At 41.4% G+C, this 13,696-nt stretch carries 17 protein-coding genes; 6 read left to right on the top strand and 11 right to left on the bottom strand.

The features are described 5' to 3' along the window. Nucleotides 1–24 precede the first annotated feature (24 nt). Complete coding sequence (locus tag ET33_RS19105) at nucleotides 25–1,395, top strand: MFS transporter (protein WP_036685311.1); 1,371 nt, start codon at nucleotides 25–27, stop codon at nucleotides 1,393–1,395. A gap of 85 nt (nucleotides 1,396–1,480) precedes the next feature. On the opposite strand, the gene ET33_RS19100 is transcribed toward ET33_RS19105, so the two are convergent. After that, a complete protein-coding gene (locus ET33_RS19100) occupies nucleotides 1,481–1,801 on the bottom strand; it encodes a DUF2653 family protein (protein ID WP_036685308.1) in 321 nt (106 codons plus the stop codon). A gap of 615 nt (nucleotides 1,802–2,416) precedes the next feature. Between ET33_RS19100 and ET33_RS38965 the strand changes: the two genes are divergently transcribed. Then, entirely contained in the window at nucleotides 2,417–2,581 is a 165-nt protein-coding gene (locus ET33_RS38965; protein ID WP_161783552.1) for a hypothetical protein, read from the top strand. A gap of 319 nt (nucleotides 2,582–2,900) precedes the next feature. Here the strand turns inward: ET33_RS38965 and ET33_RS19095 are convergent, their stop codons facing one another. The 3 genes from ET33_RS19095 to ET33_RS19085 form a co-directional block, all read right to left on the bottom strand. After that, the gene (locus ET33_RS19095) at nucleotides 2,901–4,220 is read right to left on the bottom strand and encodes a hypothetical protein (RefSeq protein WP_036685304.1); all 1,320 of its coding nucleotides are present in this window, start codon (nucleotides 4,218–4,220) and stop codon (nucleotides 2,901–2,903) included. Between the two features lie 365 nt (nucleotides 4,221–4,585). After that, the gene (locus ET33_RS40650) at nucleotides 4,586–4,948 is read right to left on the bottom strand and encodes a phage holin family protein (RefSeq protein WP_036685302.1); all 363 of its coding nucleotides are present in this window, start codon (nucleotides 4,946–4,948) and stop codon (nucleotides 4,586–4,588) included. A gap of 165 nt (nucleotides 4,949–5,113) precedes the next feature. Then, complete coding sequence (locus ET33_RS19085) at nucleotides 5,114–5,869, bottom strand: hypothetical protein (RefSeq protein ID WP_036685301.1); 756 nt, start codon at nucleotides 5,867–5,869, stop codon at nucleotides 5,114–5,116. A gap of 466 nt (nucleotides 5,870–6,335) precedes the next feature. Here ET33_RS19085 and ET33_RS19080 point away from each other — a divergent pair, with 466 nt between their 5' ends. Then, entirely contained in the window at nucleotides 6,336–6,830 is a 495-nt protein-coding gene (locus ET33_RS19080; protein ID WP_268808328.1) for an SDR family NAD(P)-dependent oxidoreductase, read from the top strand. 60 nt (nucleotides 6,831–6,890) lie between these two features. On the opposite strand, the gene ET33_RS19075 is transcribed toward ET33_RS19080, so the two are convergent. Next, nucleotides 6,891–7,427, bottom strand: a complete 537-nt coding sequence (locus ET33_RS19075; RefSeq protein WP_036685298.1) for a 3'-5' exonuclease — start codon at nucleotides 7,425–7,427, stop codon at nucleotides 6,891–6,893. A 236-nt stretch (nucleotides 7,428–7,663) separates the two neighbouring features. On the opposite strand from ET33_RS19075, the gene ET33_RS19070 reads away from it, so the two are divergent. After that, a complete protein-coding gene (locus ET33_RS19070) occupies nucleotides 7,664–8,224 on the top strand; it encodes an NAD(P)H-dependent oxidoreductase (protein ID WP_036685296.1) in 561 nt (186 codons plus the stop codon). Nucleotides 8,225–8,576: 352 nt separating this feature from the next. Here ET33_RS19070 and ET33_RS19065 read toward each other — a convergent pair whose 3' ends face one another. From ET33_RS19065 to ET33_RS19045, 5 genes are all read right to left on the bottom strand, one after another. Continuing rightward, nucleotides 8,577–8,927 (bottom strand): winged helix-turn-helix transcriptional regulator, encoded by a 351-nt coding sequence (locus ET33_RS19065; RefSeq protein WP_036685294.1) that lies wholly within the window; start codon nucleotides 8,925–8,927, stop codon nucleotides 8,577–8,579. 235 nt (nucleotides 8,928–9,162) lie between these two features. Then, nucleotides 9,163–9,810 carry an ABC-2 transporter permease gene (locus ET33_RS19060; protein WP_036685290.1) on the bottom strand — a complete coding sequence of 216 codons (648 nt, stop codon included), beginning with the start codon at nucleotides 9,808–9,810 and terminating at the stop codon, nucleotides 9,163–9,165. 5 nt (nucleotides 9,811–9,815) lie between these two features. Continuing rightward, the gene (locus ET33_RS19055) at nucleotides 9,816–10,664 is read right to left on the bottom strand and encodes an ABC transporter ATP-binding protein (RefSeq protein ID WP_036685287.1); all 849 of its coding nucleotides are present in this window, start codon (nucleotides 10,662–10,664) and stop codon (nucleotides 9,816–9,818) included. Continuing rightward, nucleotides 10,661–11,041: a GntR family transcriptional regulator gene (locus ET33_RS19050; protein ID WP_036685284.1), complete on the bottom strand. Its 381-nt coding sequence runs from the start codon at nucleotides 11,039–11,041 to the stop codon at nucleotides 10,661–10,663. The genes ET33_RS19055 and ET33_RS19050 overlap by 4 nt, the downstream gene beginning before the upstream one ends. Nucleotides 11,042–11,224: 183 nt before the next feature. Next, nucleotides 11,225–11,911: an MIP/aquaporin family protein gene (locus ET33_RS19045; protein WP_036685282.1), complete on the bottom strand. Its 687-nt coding sequence runs from the start codon at nucleotides 11,909–11,911 to the stop codon at nucleotides 11,225–11,227. A 207-nt stretch (nucleotides 11,912–12,118) separates the two neighbouring features. Here ET33_RS19045 and ET33_RS19040 point away from each other — a divergent pair, with 207 nt between their 5' ends. Both ET33_RS19040 and ET33_RS19035 read left to right on the top strand, forming a co-directional pair. Then, nucleotides 12,119–12,514 (top strand): hypothetical protein, encoded by a 396-nt coding sequence (locus tag ET33_RS19040; RefSeq protein ID WP_036685278.1) that lies wholly within the window; start codon nucleotides 12,119–12,121, stop codon nucleotides 12,512–12,514. 210 nt (nucleotides 12,515–12,724) lie between these two features. Further along, complete coding sequence (locus ET33_RS19035) at nucleotides 12,725–12,985, top strand: hypothetical protein (RefSeq protein ID WP_036685276.1); 261 nt, start codon at nucleotides 12,725–12,727, stop codon at nucleotides 12,983–12,985. Between the two features lie 79 nt (nucleotides 12,986–13,064). Here the strand turns inward: ET33_RS19035 and ET33_RS19030 are convergent, their stop codons facing one another. Next, a complete protein-coding gene (locus ET33_RS19030) occupies nucleotides 13,065–13,502 on the bottom strand; it encodes a NucA/NucB deoxyribonuclease domain-containing protein (RefSeq protein ID WP_036685936.1) in 438 nt (145 codons plus the stop codon). Between the last annotated feature and the right edge of the window lie 194 nt (nucleotides 13,503–13,696).

The raw sequence follows: 13,696 nt of genomic DNA, 5'->3' as shown, positions 1-13,696 counted from the left end.
CTGCGGGGAGAAAGCAGTGGTAGCATGTCAACTCTCGATAAGAGTATCACAATTCATAGACCAAGTCGCATGCTGCAAGAGAATAAGATACTTCTACTTTGGAGTTTGTCGATATGTATCGTTGTTGTAAATGCAACGATGTTAAATGTCGCTCTGCTCAGTTTGCTTAGTGAAATGATGTTGTCATCGGCAAAGGCTTCATGGCTTTTATCCAGTTATAACATTGTCTTTGCCATTTCAACCTTATCGTATAGTAGTTTATCTGATTTCATCTCGATTAAAAGGCTTTTAACGATCGGCTTAATCCTATTAAGCTTAGGCTCATTTATTATGATGATTGCCGATCATTTCTATCTATTAATTATAGCAAGAATACTTCAAGCCTTAGGTGCAGGAGCAGTTCCCGGCCTTGCCATGGTATATGCAGGAAGATACGTGGAGGAATCAAGAAAAGGTAAATACATGGCATTCATTGCTTCCGCCACTTCATTTGGATTTGGTCTTGGACCGTTACTTGGAGGTATCATCACTGAGTTTTTGGGTTGGCGCTACATGTTCACCATTGCAGGATCAATCATATTGTTTTTACCGCTTTTCCATAAAATGCTGACAACCGAAGATTTAAAAACAGGTAAATTTGATGTGGTGGGGGGCATTCTAACAGGAGCATCTGTTACAGGAGTTTTGTTGTTGATCTCCACCCATTCTACCTATATTTTAATTCTAAGTATTTTATCGATGGTCCTATGGTGGAGACATATTCGTACTGCCAGTCACCCTTTCATAAAACCAATATTGTTAAAAAACGATAAATTTGCAAAATTATTATTTATGAGTTTTTGTGCATTTATTGTTCACTTTTCAACTCTTTTCTTAATCCCGATCATGCTCTCTACTTTGTTTCACAACGAAGCTTCCACCATAGGAATGAAAATATTTCCTGGAGCCATATTTTCGGCTATAGCAGCTCCGTTTATTGGACGGATCATGAATCGGGTCGGGAATATTCGATTGATCCTTTTAGGACAATTACTGCTGCTTGTTTCAACCCTATTATTTTTTATTTTGGCTACCACTACACAGTTAGCTATTGTCATTTCTTATATTTTTATGAGTATAGGTTTCTCTTTTTTTACTGCAAGTATAGCCAATGAAATATCCGGTATCTTCAACAAAGAAGATGTTGGCATGGGATTAGGAATAAGCCAATTAATCCAGCTTTCCGGAAGTGCTTTTGGGATCGCTTTGTCCGCGGCAGTCCTCGTATGGCGAGATCACGATCTTCCAGAAGTAAGATTTCAGAGCATATTTATTGGCTTATCTATTTTAATCATTTGTTCATTATTGGTGTCGACTCTATATTTGAGATCCAAACGTCAAGGTTTCTCCAAATGAATTCTATTTCTTAGAAAAGATAAGCCGCTACGCGTTTTCACGCATAACGGCTTACTCTTATCTTTGGTTTTGGCCCACAATCCATTTATCGTTCTACTGTGATCTCTCCACTAAACTTTTTCGCAACTTCATCCCACGATAAATTAATGAGTAGCCTTCCTGCATTAAATGAATAATAAGCAGACAAATAAAGTGCGACCGCATCAATAAGTTCTTGCTGGTTCAAAAAGTACTCTTGATAATGCAATCTCCCGCGAGCAGAGAAGCCTTTTGTCTCTTCAAAAAATAAACTTATATCATTTACATGTTGTGGCTCGCTACCTTCAACTTGCCCTCTATTGACTCTGGCTGCAATGGCTACACAAACGGAATCGATGATGTCTTGTTCGTCAAATTGAATTCTCATGCTCTTCTTCCTCTCAGAGATCTAAAAATAATTACCACAAGCCAAATAACCAAAGCTGCAATGGCCAAGTCTAAGATTAGAGCCATAAATGAAAACGGCTGATGCACATATCCACCGCCAGCGGAAGGATAGTAACCGCCTGATGGATGAAGCATCGATCCTAAGAATGTTCCTGCTGCAAATGCTCCTACCATAGGCCAAATGCTGCTGTTTTGTTTTTGGCCTGCCGGCAAAGAGTTGTAATACGTTCCTCCGCCATAATACGTTCTTCCTGTGTTTGGATTGGTTATGGAGCCGTTACTTGGCGGTGTCTGCGAGGCTCCAGAAACATTTGAAGATGGTTTTTGATTCCCTGTACTGTAGGTTGTTCCATCTTTTGTAACCGTGCTATTGGACGTACTTGGAGTGCTCGGCACATTGGTTTTGTTTGAGGCGCCTCCGCTGAACCCGGAACCCGATGTACTGCTTTGTGCTGGCGTTGAAGTGCCCGTCTGAGAACTTGTACCCGTCGGACTCTGTTTACTGCTTGATCCCCCACTAAAGCCGCTTGAAGGACTGGTTGATGGACTAGTTGATGGACTGGTTGAAGTACTGGTTGAAGTACTGGTTGATGGCTTGCTTGAACTTGAATTGGTGCTTGAATTTGCTGACGAAGGAGTTGTGAATGAGCCTGTCCGCGATGATGTTGACGGCGCCGTGCTCGTTGATGACTTTGTCGAAGATGACGGCGTACTTGTACTACTCCTACCTGATGTAGTGGCGGCAAATGCAGTCATTTGACTTACGGAAAGCATTAAGACTAGAGATAAAGCCAACACTTTCTTTTTCATTGAGAATCACACTCTATTCCTTTAGTAGTGAACTACATATCTCATAATACGACAAAATTCGATCTAATTTCCACTTTTTCAGTTACGGTAACCTTTTCAGGATGGGAACTTAGAATATTTGTCCTATCAAAAAAAAGCATTGGCCCGTGAACTGCAGTTCCAGTAAGGAACATCCAGATTCACAGGCCAAATACATTTTCATTCATAGTGGCCGTCAGGCCATGTTAGTTTGGGACAGCCCCTTTACTCCAAAACTTTCTCGCGGATGCTTAATCGCTACCAAATTTCGCCAAAAGGACGTCATAATTTCCGTTGGAGCTGTCGGCTTGGAACGAACCCGTAACCACATAACCGCCGTCATTGGTCGTTGCCACACGCTTGCCTATTTCGCCTGTGTTGCCAAAATCATACGTGTTCGACCATAATGCATTTCCCGCGTTGTTGATTTTCATCAGCACCAAATCTTCTTTACCCACTTGCGGACTCGTCAACCCGGTCACGATATAATTGCCGTCCTTGGCCGCTTTGACATCATTGGCAAAATCGCCATTCGTTGAATGAAACTGGTTCGTCCACAACTTGGCTCCCGTAGTGCCGACCTTGGTTACAAAGATGTTATACCCCTGAGAACTGTTCGGTTGACCAAAGTTGTTGATGGACCCTGCAGCCACATAGCCGCTGCTCGTTGCGGCAACACCTTTTAGCATGGAATATTTGTCTAACGTAGATTCGAATACCGGCGCTCCGGAACCAGATACTTTTGCCATCAGCCCGTACATCGCTTGTTCCGTTCCTCCTGGAATGGTTTGCTTGATAGTTTTATATCCGGCGCCCACATAGCCGCCATCCGGTGTTACGCTTACGCCGTAAAAGCGGTCTTCCAGATTCTCCTGACCGTATGTCCGGCTCCATTGAACATTGCCGCTGGCATCCACTTTAAGCATGTAAGCATCAGTCGTAAACTGGCTGTCTCCTTTGGCGCCGACAATGACGTAGCCGCCGTCATGCCCGATTTCCATCGCTGCAGCCTCTTCTTGACCTGGTCCACCATATGTTTTTGCCCATTGTATCGCTCCGTTAGCATCTGTCTTCGCCAAGTAGATATCTTTAGAACCACTCGCATTGCTTGTCCCGGCGATGATATACCCGCCGTCGCTCGTTTGCCGAACCTCGGCACCCGTTTCTTCTGCGGGCCCGCCCAGCGCATATGCCCATTGAAGCGCCAGAGATGCGTCCGTCTTGGCAAACAGGATATCCTCGTTTCCATTAACCGTGGTAGAGCCTACGAACACATAGCCGCCGTCGCTTGTCTGCACGACGGATTCGCCGAAATCGCGCTGCGAGAAGTTGAATGTAGTGCCTTTTTGGAGCACTGGAGGAACAAGGCTTGCCAATGACTGAGGTGTGGAAAGCGAATTTTTCCCATCTACGTTTTTGTTTTGGCTGAGTAGATTGGTGACCTTGACCTCTGCATTTTTGACAGGCACCTGACTTGAGGCTTCAGGAAGAGATTCATGGGCAAAAGCAACTTGAGAGGAAAGCAGCAGCGCAGCAGCCAAAGAAGAAAGTACAGGAATCGACTTTTTCATAATTACCTCCGTTTTTTTCATTTAAATAATATATTTGAATATATTTAACATATTATCATATTTTTTGATATTAAATTAGGAAATATATCACAAAATGGTTAACATTTCTTTCTTTTTTTGGCGACGTGGCTGGCCATGATGAAGTGAAACGGGATATGGATAGGCGCAAATGCCCCCCGCCCTCTCCCCAAACCGTGCTAGCGATCTATGAAACTATAAAAAAAATAGAACCCACGGATAGGTTCCTGACACAGCGTTTTGACAAAAATTTGTTCCGATAAAATAAAAAAAACCGCGATGTACGCGGCATTTAAATCGGCCTATATTCTCGTTATCCGACACTAGTATAATACAATCTTTTTTAATCAATTCCTTTTTTTGTCACTTACTTTCACAGTAAAAATGCTTAATACGATGGTTAGAATCACATATGTCCAAAAACCATGAATTTCAAATCCGGTGAGATATCTATCCAGCAACCATAACTTAATCGGTGTTAACACAAGTGAAGCTACGATTAATAATGGCGTTGTTAAACACCCAATCCCAACTACAATGGAAATGAAGGAAATCGTCAATAGGAAGCCATAGATTAAACTGATAACAAACATAAGCACTGTTGCAATTATTAACGTTTTGGTATCTGATATGGATATATACTGGTTAAAGTAATGATTCCCACACCAGAAAACAAGAAATGTAACAAGTAAGTTGAGTAGGTTTCTCAATTACAGGCCTCCTTACTTTCCTTTAATAAAACTTCTGTTCTATATAGCCTCCTTAATCCACTTGGACACTCCTTTCCACTTCAGATGTACTAAATAAATCTTGGAAAAGATCCATGAATATATTGTACCTCCTTCTCCCACTAGATGAAACAGGAATTCACCTAATTACAAATTCCCTTCAATCGCAATTTCATCCACCTGCTCTAGTGCTGCTATCACCCAGCGACTGACATAATCAAGAAATTCAAGGCTGGATGGGTTACTGATTGCTAGTTTAGACCAATGGTTCAGGATCACTTTCCATTCCGACTTACTAATGAAATTCATGCCAGTATCATCAAAATCCTCAAAGCCTGACTCTTTACGTGGATATACCTCCTTGATTCCTTCGTATAAAAGATGAAAATCCTCACGATATATCCATAAGCCAACACCCAGATTTTCACGCCAATGCCCATTCTCGTCTTCGGCATAAGGGTACAAACCATAACCAATTTTCCCATCAGCACGATGATGAAATTGCCTTACCTCGATGATCTTTTCTTTTTGGGTGATATCAAGTGTCAAAATCGGATGCTCCATGTGCTCTTTCATTTGCAAGACGATTTTCTCGAATTGCTTTTGTCTGCTGTTATCTTCCGAACGATTAAAAAAGCTACATTTCACTAAAAAATGCCCACTCCGTCTCTCTTGCTCCATCCATTTAAAAAGAAACAATTCTTTAGTCGTTCGGTTAGGTCTACCTGCATTGATCCATTCGAAAAAAGCTGTTTCCTCTTGTACAGCTGTTATAGAAAAACCCGTTTCAACAAGAAAGAAGTGAGCTGTGCCAAAATACTCTACCAAAAACGACTTGACCCGTAGTTTTTGTTCGTGAAGTGTCAAATAAGATGTGCAAGCAATTTCAGTGTCATAACGCAATAATGTAACTCCCTTCTATCCGCCAATTACCAATTTATTATACAAGACTTGATAAGTTCTGACTGCAATATTTGCTTCATCAGCCATAATGGTAATGGAATCATCGGGATACGAAACGATAATTCGGAAAATAAATTCAATTACAATATTACATACTCCTTTTGCCTGATAAAAGATTCATATTTATTAAACAAAATCAAAATAACCACTATTTAATAGCGGCTTGTTGGAATAACTCGCTTAAAATGTACATAAGAAGGGACAGACTTTTGTCTGCCCCAAATGCTTACCTAAGAATCGTAAATTCATAAATTACATTATTGTCGGTATCACGAATTAATGCCTTCCCTGGTTTTACTGCTTTAACTTTAGTATAACCACTGTCGCGATTAGATGTTACATCGATATATTTGCTACCTTCTTCTACAGATACAAATGAATTATAGATTTTATAACTCAAGTAGTTATGAATCACAATCCACTTTTACAAAATTCGTGGACAGCACAATCTCATCAAATATCTGTTGTTGAAATGCTCGAAGTACAATTAATCAACGTTACTGCTCCGTTTTTGATAAATACAAAGTTGAAAGATGCTATGTTGAGAAGTCCGCGCCAGAATCGCTTTATCGTAAATGTATCCGCATCAGAAGGTAGATTTAATATGAAAAGAAAGGGCGGCTATCATATCCACACCAACATGGCAAAAGCTTCTCTCAATATGATGACCCTAACCATGTCTAAAGAGTATAAGAAACATCGAATATTCATTACTAGTGTAGATCCTGGTTGGGTCTCGAACCAGTTCCCGGAACAAGTAAAAAATAATCGAATGATTCAGTTGCCATTGGATTTTGATGATGCTGCCGCTAGAATCTGCGATCCAATATATGAAGGAAAAGATGTAGAAAGACCATTGACTGGTGTATTTTTAAAGGATTATAAACAAGCTGACTGGTAATAAACGATTGATTTCAAGAGCCGAAAAAACGGCTCTTTTTTTCCAACCCAAAGATGATTATTACCGAAATTCCAGCTTGTCAAAAATCCTTACAAAGATCTTTGCAATATTCCGGGCATCGTCAATTCCCCGATGGTGAGTACCTTCCAGCGGCAGCTTAAGCATATCGAGCGCCCTTTCCATACCTACTCCCCGCTCTTTGCCAATCATCTTGCCATGTTGATGTTTAATGCTGATATGATTAGCAAGCCAATGTGTATCTAATCTGTTTAGTTCACAATCCTTCGTTAGTTGACTTTTATCATAAAAACCCCAAGAACATAAGAAATAATCTTCTTTGCCAATCCAATCTTGAAATTGTTGAATAGCTTGCGGAAAGTATTGCGCTTGATTAACATCCTCTTGTGTAATGGTAGTTAGTTTTTTGCAAAAATCAGATAACCAAGGATTTAATACCGGCTTAATAAACGTTTGAAATTCATCGACAGTTTCTAGTTTATCATTGATTTTCACGGCACCGATTTCAATAATTTCGTTTTGTTTCGATCGATCATCTTCCCAACAAGTGGCCTCTAAATCAAACACGATGTAATTCACTTTGCATCAGTCCATTCACTATAAGTAGTTAAATTCCATTATATAGTACTAGGCCGCAATGATCCGTAGAATTATTGGATATAAACAAATTTTCTTTTCGCTGTTTCACCTACAGAATCTACTTTATCGTCTGACACTCTCCTTTTGGTAAGTACCTGTACTAAAAGTGCATACTTACATATTTGCAACGTGCACTTTATACTCAAGAAGTAAATCATACCAAGGAGGACAAAGCAGTGAAAACTCTTGTTATCGTAGCGCACCCAAGCATAGAAACATCCGTTATCAATAAGCGATGGGTCGAAGAACTCAAAAAATATCCGGAAAAGTATACGGTCCACGAATTGCATAAGGTTTACCCTGACGGAAACATCGATGCGGAAAAAGAACAGCAGCTCATCGAATCGCATGGCAATCTTGTTTTACAGTTCCCCATTTATTGGTTTAATTGCCCGCCTCTCCTGAAAAAATGGCTTGACGAAGTGTTGACTTATGGCTGGGCTTATGGTTCGAAAGGCGACAAATTAAAGCATCGCAAAGCTGCTTTAGCCGTATCGGCCGGAATTAAAAAAGAAGATTATAGTGAAGCGGGTAGATATCGCTATACGCTTGACCATTTATTATCTCCTTTTGAAACTACTTTCCGATACTGCAATGCAGATTATCGTTCATTCTTTGCGTTTTACGGAAAGGAAAGTGAGCCTGGCGAAAGTGTGCCTGGTGAAGAAATCGAGTCTTCTGTAAGCGAATTAGAAAAGAGCGCGCAAGATTATGTGAATTTTATCGACAACCTGTAAGCGGCAGCTTTATTAAGCTAAAATAGAAGTATTTCATTGTTTTACGGAGATACTTCAGGCTGTTGAGAAACCCTAAAAGTAGAAAATCTCAGATAAATATGGGTATGTCCCGTAAGAGTTAAGATCCGCCTTTGAAACCCGTGAAAATACCGCTAATTCTAATCAAATTCACGGGTAGATTGGGGGTCCCCGGAAAGTAATCGGAATAAGCTTCCAAGTGTTACTTCACTTTCTGGGGGAGGGCAGCGGCTGGAGGGATATACCCCACCGGCGTATGCAGAGAATTTCTACGCGAAGCGGGTTTCTCAACAAGCTCAAGTATTTCCTTGTTTAGGAAATACTTCTTTTGATTTTAAACCTCCTGAGCCGACAAAAAATTTTTCTCTCCCCACTCGCACATCATATTTAACAAGGGAATGAGAGAAAGACCGCGTTCAGATAATGAATATTCCACTTTTGGAGGTACTTGGGGAAACTCCTTGCGTATGATCAGGCCATCGGTCTCCAGCTCTTTTAACATGATGCTTAACGTTTTAAAGGAAATGGAACCGATACTTCGCTTCAGCTCGTTATGCCGCATCACCTTATTTTCAGCCAGCCAATAGATAATAATCATTTTATATTTACCGTCTATTAAGGACAACGTATATCCAAAGCCGGTGTCTTTTAGTTTCACGCCAGTCGGAACACAGGTATCGCGCACAAGCTACACTCCCCTTCCGAAGTATATGATATCAATGCGTATTTGATTAGTATGAATTACTTATTATTCGCTCGCCAGGCATTTACATAAAAAGCAACGGAACCGAAGATTGGAAATATAGCAAGGTAACTCTTATTTATAACTTGGCTCAAAGCGCTCGCCGCAAGAATAGTCCCCAACAAACAGTAAACCATTTTTTTTCGGTTGAAGTTCATCGCTATGCTCCCCTAGAGTATCACAGATTTTTGTTAGAAAAAATCCGAATGGATAGGACCATTGATATTCCCCCGATAACTAACGCCAGTAAAACAAAGAGCAAATCCAGCACGAATGGTGAAAAAGGCAGCGAAACCGGGAACACGGCTCCATTATGTTGTAATGCTTTCATGAGGTTCGGCAATACGAAAGGCGTCAGGAAGATCAGAAAAAAGAATATATATCTTGATTTTTCGTAACCAAAACGATATTGAACCGGGATCATGACTCCGAAAATGACACTGATCAAGAAGAATGTTCGGCCTACCTCAGATAGAGCAAGCAACCCGACTTTCACCGGACTGATCAGAGCCGCAACGGTGTACAAGCCGCAGCAACCGATAAAAATGGCAACGACAAAAAAATACTTTGACATCACGATCGTCTTTCTTGTATACGGGGTCGCACAAAGAAGCGATGAGCCTTTATATTTATATTCCATCATGGAAACCGTACTGTACAGCAAAAAAATAATATACAGCGTACTCAGAAAAAAAGGCAGAAACTCCCCTGCAATGAAGTCGAGCTTCGTATGCATAAAGACCGGCAGCACCATTGCTGCAAGCAGCATGATGATCCAATATTTTTTCGCGAGCAGGAAATCCTTTTTCACAAGATGAAAAAGCATCAGGGTCACCTCCTAATGTAGCCTAACATAATATCTTCAATGGTCGGCCTTTCAATGAGCGCATGTTTCATGTGCTGACGCACCGCCGCTTTATCGTTCGTCACGCCGGAAAATCCGTACTCGGTTTCGTGCAAAGTTAAAAACATTTTTCTTGTAGCCTCATTCAGCTCGTTAGGATCGCCTTTCACGAATCCATGTCTGTCCAACAAGATATCTTTCTCTTCACTGAAAACGATTCGACCGTTATCAATTAAAATTAGCGCGTCCGCAACTTTATCCAAATCCGAAGTGATGTGCGAAGATAAAAAGACGCTTTTTCCGTCCTTCACATAGTCAAGCAGGATGTCCATTAATTCCAATCTCACCTGCGGATCGAGACCGCTCGTCGGCTCATCCATAATTAATAAGTCCGCCTGATGGGAAATCGCCAATGCGATGGCATATTTCATGCGCATGCCTTTAGAAAGGGTCCCTATTTTTTGATGCAGCGGTAACCCGAATCGTTCCATATGCCGGTTAAACGAGGCGTTATCCCAATTGGAATAGGCCGGGGCGACAATGTTTTTCATATCTAGCATGGTTAACTCGTCATAGAAATAACCTTCGTCTAGAACAATTCCAATACGGTCTTTGAATTCCCGCTCGTTTTTTTGAACATCTTTCCCGAAAAATTGTATCTTTCCCTCGTCCTTCAACATTAATCCGAGAATCAGTTTGATGGTCGTCGTTTTTCCGGCGCCGTTCACCCCGATGAATCCTGTAATACAGCCCTCGATCAAAGAAAAACCGACATCGTCCAGCCTGAAATTCCCCAAATCTTTTTTCAGTCCTGCTACCTCTAAAATGGGCTTCATTCTTCCTCCTCCTCAAACAGCAAATCCATCATGGCATATAACTCGCTTTTGCTGATGCCTAACGAACGGGCAGTTTTCCACGCTTCCGTGAGCTTAACTTCAACCATATGCCGTTTCGATTCCATTAGCAGCTCAAAGTTTTCCTTGGCGACAAACGACCCTTTGCCTGCTTTGGTCGTAATAAATCCTTCCGATTCAAGCTCGTCGTATACTCTTCGGGTTGTAAGGACGCTGACGCGCAGATCGTTGGCCAAGGCACGTATCGAAGGCAGCATTTCCCCTTCCGATAATTCACCGCGAATAATGGCATCTTTGATTTGGTCTTTGATTTGCTGATAGATCGGCGGGTCGGACGCGTTGGAAATAATAATTTTCATGTGGCCTCCACAAATCACAACTGTGCATCTATTACATACACAGAATATACAATATACACAACAATGTCAATGGTACAAAGGGAACGCCAAATACCCCCGGCCTTGTATCGGAAGGGGGATGTTAGAAAATCTTCAGCTCAATAAATGAAACCGAGGCGCCGATTTTACTCAGCACCTCCCGAATCACGTCTCTACGTTGACATTCAATCGCCTGTACACAATGGCGGCCAGTACCGCTCCGATTAGAGGAGCCACAATAAATACCCATAGTTCCGCTAACGCTTCTCCGCCCAATAGGACTGCCGGTCCGAAGCTTCTGGCCGGATTAACGGAAGTGCCGGTAAGGCCGATGCCCAGAATGTGAACCAGCACTAGCGATAATCCGATAACAAGACCTGCAACATGACTATTAGCAGCATCCGACGTGACTCCCAGAATGGTGTAAATGAAGATGAACGTCAAGACGATTTCCACAATGAATGCCATCGTCCCGGTTATCCCGATCCCGTACCCTTCGCCAAATCCGTTCTGTCCCAGGCTGGATACGGTCTTGCCTGTTGATTGGATAATCGCGTATAGCAGCGCCGAACCCGTAACGGCTCCGGCTGTCTGAGCAATCACATAACCCAGAAATTCCTTTCGGGGCATCCTCCCGCGTATAAGCATTGCCAACGAAACGGCAGGATTAATATGGCATCCTGAGATTGGACCGATCACATAGGCCATCGCAACGATGGACAGACCAAATGCGAAGGCGATTCCAAGATAACCCAACTCGCCCCCTGCCGTAGCTGCACTTCCGCAGCCAATCAGCACGAGCACCAAAGTCCCAATGAATTCGGCCGCATATTTCTTCCGTGACGGATACATCTTTTTTCCTCCTCCTGTATATTTAAGACTTAAGTTAATATACAAGGGCGATCTAAACAAAAAATGAACATTTTATGTTGTCAACGGAATCGAGGTTTGTCGATTATAATGATAGGGAAATCGAAATGAAGGTTGATTTGAGGCGAAAGATAGCACGATAAATTCGTCGATTGGTATAAATGGAATTTTGTTAGGAGAGATAAATTCATGTCAACATATCGTGAAATGGAACGGATTCAACGAGGGATTGAAGACGGAGATACTTCTATGGCTGTGGCTGATGCCGATCTTGTTGAAAAATTTAATTCTTGGAATCCCAGCTACAATTGTGAATCAGCCGCAGAAGGGTACTTCTCGTTTCTTTCATCGATTGCAAAATACAAACCAACATTAATCGAACCGTTATTAAAGAAGGCAATTGAGCCGGTTTACTACTTGGGATACGAGAATTCGGAGGAGATCCTGAATTGGGCGGCTTATTTTGCCCAACTTCAGAATGCCATGTACGTGCCGTCAGAATTAGGGAAAGTGTGGCTGTGCGAAGAATTACCCAATTACAAGGAGTACATTGAAAAATGTCTGATTGAATATATGACCGAATAAAATATTAATTTATTAAAATACTGCGGCTTGTTTGTTACAGATGCCAAGAAAAACTCATATTTTTTTCGTGAAAAGATGAATTTATTGCGTACTAATGTAATAATCATCAAAATGTCTAATGACCAATTCCAAAAATTGTGATATACTTTTTGTGCTTTCATTCTTACCGCAAAAAATAAATTGCTTATTGATTGGAGCGAGTGAGTAAAAATGCATAAGATTATTGAGCAAAGCGTGAATTATTTACTGCATCATCCTGATCGCGGCTACTTATTTGTTGACCCGGTTCATGCCATATTCGAACTAATGCGTAATCTTAAGCATACCGATAATCCTGTAGAAGCCTATAAGTTTACATTCGAAGAAGGTTCCGAAGTAAAATTTAACGATAGTATTGTTCAATTTATGTTGAATGGTTACTCTATTCATAAGTTAACAAACACAGTAGCGATTAGCAAAATAAACGAATAGTAAGAGCTGCTATTCATTTGTTTCTTTTATGCGGGTGCCAATGGACTTGAGCCATTGGCACTTTCGCCATAGAAGTACTTCATTTCACAACAATCTTTACTCGCGTCCCATCGGGGTACTTTTCTAATTGATTGCTCACCCAAGATCCGGCTCCTCGATTGTCGGAAGGGCTAATATACATGATATCGGCTCCTTTGCCGCCTTCTGCGCACATGGCCATGGGAAACTCGTCTCGATCCAAATTAGGCTTTACGGGCACGCCTTTTAGTGATTCTTTTCGATTGGCTTCAGCGCCTTTTCTATCGATTGTACAAATGGAGGATTTCCCATGCTCGATCGCCGCTTTTATGTGGGCGGCAGTCTCCGGATAACGGTCCGATGGAAAATTCAGTACAACTGCACTTTCAGCTTCGTTGTTCGTTGGTGTTGAAAGATTTGTTAGAATCCAACCTTTGTTAAAATATAAAATGAATAGTACAAATAGAATCGAAGCAATAGAAATTGTTTTATTTTTCATTTTGTATACGTCCTTGAAGTAGATTTTTATTAGAATACTCCCCAAGCAAAAACCAAAACACTTCAAATTTCCGTCATTTTCTCATCTCTTGTTATACTCTACCCCCCCAAATGAAATCTGGCAAAGAAAACCATTGAACACTCCCACCACCTGCGCAAATGGCGCTGAGTTGGGGGATTCTTGCGAACAGAGAA

Source organism: Paenibacillus tyrphae, assembly GCF_000722545.1.
GTDB lineage: Bacteria > Bacillota > Bacilli > Paenibacillales > NBRC-103111 > Paenibacillus_G > Paenibacillus_G tyrfis.
Note: the sequence above shows the minus strand (reverse complement) of the source record. Positions and strands in the feature narration are given on the sequence as shown.